2 protein-coding genes are annotated in these 2,953 nt (G+C 72.9%); one reads left to right on the forward strand and one right to left on the reverse strand.

Features of this window, described 5'->3' with window-relative positions; genetic code table 11:
* Positions 1-2,696, reverse strand: a 2,696-nt coding sequence (locus tag ADY01_RS40085) for a type I polyketide synthase (RefSeq protein WP_199826388.1), incomplete at its 3' end; no start/stop codon positions are given.
* On the opposite strand from ADY01_RS40085, the gene ADY01_RS39570 reads away from it, so the two are divergent.
* Complete coding sequence (locus tag ADY01_RS39570; protein ID WP_159001623.1) at positions 2,686-2,922, forward strand: hypothetical protein; 237 nt, start codon at positions 2,686-2,688, stop codon at positions 2,920-2,922. The two genes, ADY01_RS40085 and ADY01_RS39570, sit on opposite strands and share 11 nt — an antisense overlap.
* The last annotated feature ends 31 nt before the right edge of the window (positions 2,923-2,953 follow it).

Consider the following 2,953-nt stretch of genomic DNA (forward strand, 5'->3'; position numbering starts at 1 on the left):
CGCCGAGCCTGCCCCCGCAACCCCTCACCACCACGCCCCGACACCACCAACGGCACCACACCACCCACCGGAGACTGCTCCGGAACCCCCACCGAGGACTGCTCCAGGATGACGTGAGCGTTCGTACCACTCACCCCGAACGCGGACACACCCGCCCGCCGGGGACGCCCCGTCTCCGGCCACGACCGCTCCTCGGCCAGCAACTCCACCGCACCCGCCGACCAGTCCACCTGCGACGAGGGCACATCCACATGCAGCGTCCGCGGCAGCACGCCGTGCCGCAACGCCATCACCATCTTGATCACGCCGGCCACACCCGCGGCCGCCTGCGCATGACCGATATTCGACTTCAACGAACCCAGCCACAACGGACGCTCACGGCCCTGCCCATAGGTGGCCAGCAAAGCCTGGATCTCCACCGGGTCGCCCAGCTTCGTACCCGTACCGTGGCCTTCCACCACGTCCACGTCGGAGGGGGCGAGACGGGCGGCGTTCAGGGCATCGCGTATCACCCGTTGCTGCGAAGGGCCGCTGGGCGCCGTCAGGCCGTTGGACGCGCCGTCCTGGTTCACCGCGCTGCCCCGCACCACCGCCAGCACCCGATGCCCCAGCCGCTCCGCGTCCGACAAACGCTCCAGGAGCAGCACACCGACGCCCTCGGCCCATCCCGTTCCGTCGGCCCCGGCCGCGAACGACTTGCACCGCCCGTCGGCGGCCAGCCCCCGCTGGCGGGAGAAGCCGACGAAGGCGCTGGGCGTGGACATGACGGTGGCCCCTCCGGCCAGCGCCATCGAGCACTCACCCGACCGCAACGCCTGCGCCGCCAGATGCAACGCCACCAGCGACGACGAGCACGCCGTGTCCACCGTCACCGCAGGTCCCTCGAACCCCAGCGTGTACGACACCCGACCGGACAGCACACTGCCCGCCCCGCCGGTCATCAGGTACCCCTCGACCCCCTCGGGGACGGTGTCCAGATTCGTGGCGTAGTCCTGGTTGAGCGTGCCGAAATACACACCGACATCCGTGCCACGCAAGGCCGTCGGATCAATACCGGCCCGCTCCAACGCCTCCCAGGACGTCTCCAGCAGCAACCGCTGCTGCGGATCCATCGCCAACGCCTCACTCGGCGAGATACCGAAGAACTCGGCATCGAACTCCCCCGCGTCATACAGGAAACCGCCCTCACAGACGTAGCTCGTCCCCGCATGATCCGGATCCGGATCGAACAGATCCTCCAGGTCCCAGCCACGGTCGTCCGGGAAGCCGCCGACCGCGTCCCCACCCGACGCCACCAACTCCCACAGATCCTCCGGCGAGGCCACCCCACCCGGCAGCCGGCACGCCATCCCCACGATCGCGATCGGCTCGTCGGCCGCGGTCGGAGCCGTGGCCGGGGTCGCGGTCGGGACCGACGTCGCACCGCCGCCGAACAGCTCGCGCCGCAGCATGCCGGCCAGTGCCGCCGGTGTGGGGTGGTCGAAGGCGGAGGTGGCGGGCAGGCGGAGCCCGGTGGCCTCGCTCAGCCGGTTGCGCAGCTCCACCACGGTGACCGAGGTCAGGCCCAGGTCGGTGAACGCCCGGTCGGGCTCGACGGCGCGCGTGCCGGAGAGGCCGAGCAGATCGGCGAGCTGTTCCCGGACGAGCTCGGTGAGCAGCCGGTCCCGTTCGGCCTCGGGCATGTCTGCCAGCCGCTCCCGCAGGGCGGCCGTGACGGCCTCGTCTCCGGTGGCGGTGCGGACGGGGACGTCGACCAGCTCCCGGAGCAGCGGTGAGAGGGCACCGGCCGGCACGGCGTCCGGGTCCAGCTTCATCGCGACGAGTTGGGCCTGGTCCACTCCCAGGGCCGCGTCCAGGGCCGCGAGTGCTCGCTGCGGGCTGAGCGTGCCGGTCGTGCCGTCCGTCTCACCGTCCCAGGGCCCCCAGGCGATGGATCGGGCGGGGATGCCCCGGACGCGCAGATGCTGGGCGTAGGCGTCGAGGAAGGCGGCCGAGGCGGCCTCGGTGGTCTCCCCCGCCGCGCCCAGCAGCCCCTTGGTCGAGGAGAACAGCACGAAGGCGGCGAGCTCGGGGTGCCGGGTGAGTGCGTGCAGCGTCCTGGCCTCGGCCGCCACTCGCCTGTCGGACGGCTCGTCCACGGCCTCCCAGGCGTGGACGACAACGTTCAGGGAGCTGGGCGCCTTGGCCAGCGCCCGCCTCAGCTTCGTCCGGTCGTCCAGGTCGCATGCGACGAGCTGGACGTCGGCTCCGTCCGCGGTGAGCCGCTCGCACAGTTCGGCGACCCGGCCGCCCTGCCCCGGTGGGGCGATCAGCAGCAGTCGCCGGATGCCGTATCCGCTCACCAGGTGCTCGGCGATCGCGGCGCCGCGCCGGGTGTCCACTCCGGTGACGACCGCGGTGCCTTCCGGGTCGAAGGCCGGGGCGGTGTCCCGCTCGGTGTCCAGGGCGACGCGTTCGAGGCGTGGCAGCAGCACGACGCCGGAGCGGACCGCGCTCTGCGGCTCCCCCGACGCCACCGCGGCCGACAGGGCGGGGACGAACTCCCCCTCGTCGTGGGTGCCGTCCGTGTCCACGATGGCCATGCGGCCGGGGTGGGTGGCTTGCAGGGAACGCACCAGGCCCCACAGCGCGGCCTGTTCCAGGTGGGGCACGTCCTCGTCGGCGCCGGTGGCCACCGCACCGTGGGTGAGGACCACCAGCGGCGCGTCGGCAAGCTCGGCGGAGGTCAGCCAGGTCTCGGCCTCCCTCGTCAAGTCCGCGGTCGCGGCGGGGGCCGGGAGGAGGGGCCGGCCCCCGCCGATCCCCCCCGACCGCACCCCGGCCACCACCCGCAGGCACCCGCCGGTGATCGGCGAGCACACCGACGAGGTGCTCGCCGAGATCCGCCGCGCGCGGGAGCGGGAGAGGGAGCGTGACCAGTGAGCGGGACCGACGGGACCGAAGGAACCGGCGC

Origin of the sequence: Streptomyces sp. SBT349 (genome assembly GCF_001083795.1) — a bacterium.
Classification (GTDB): domain Bacteria; phylum Actinomycetota; class Actinomycetes; order Streptomycetales; family Streptomycetaceae; genus Streptomyces.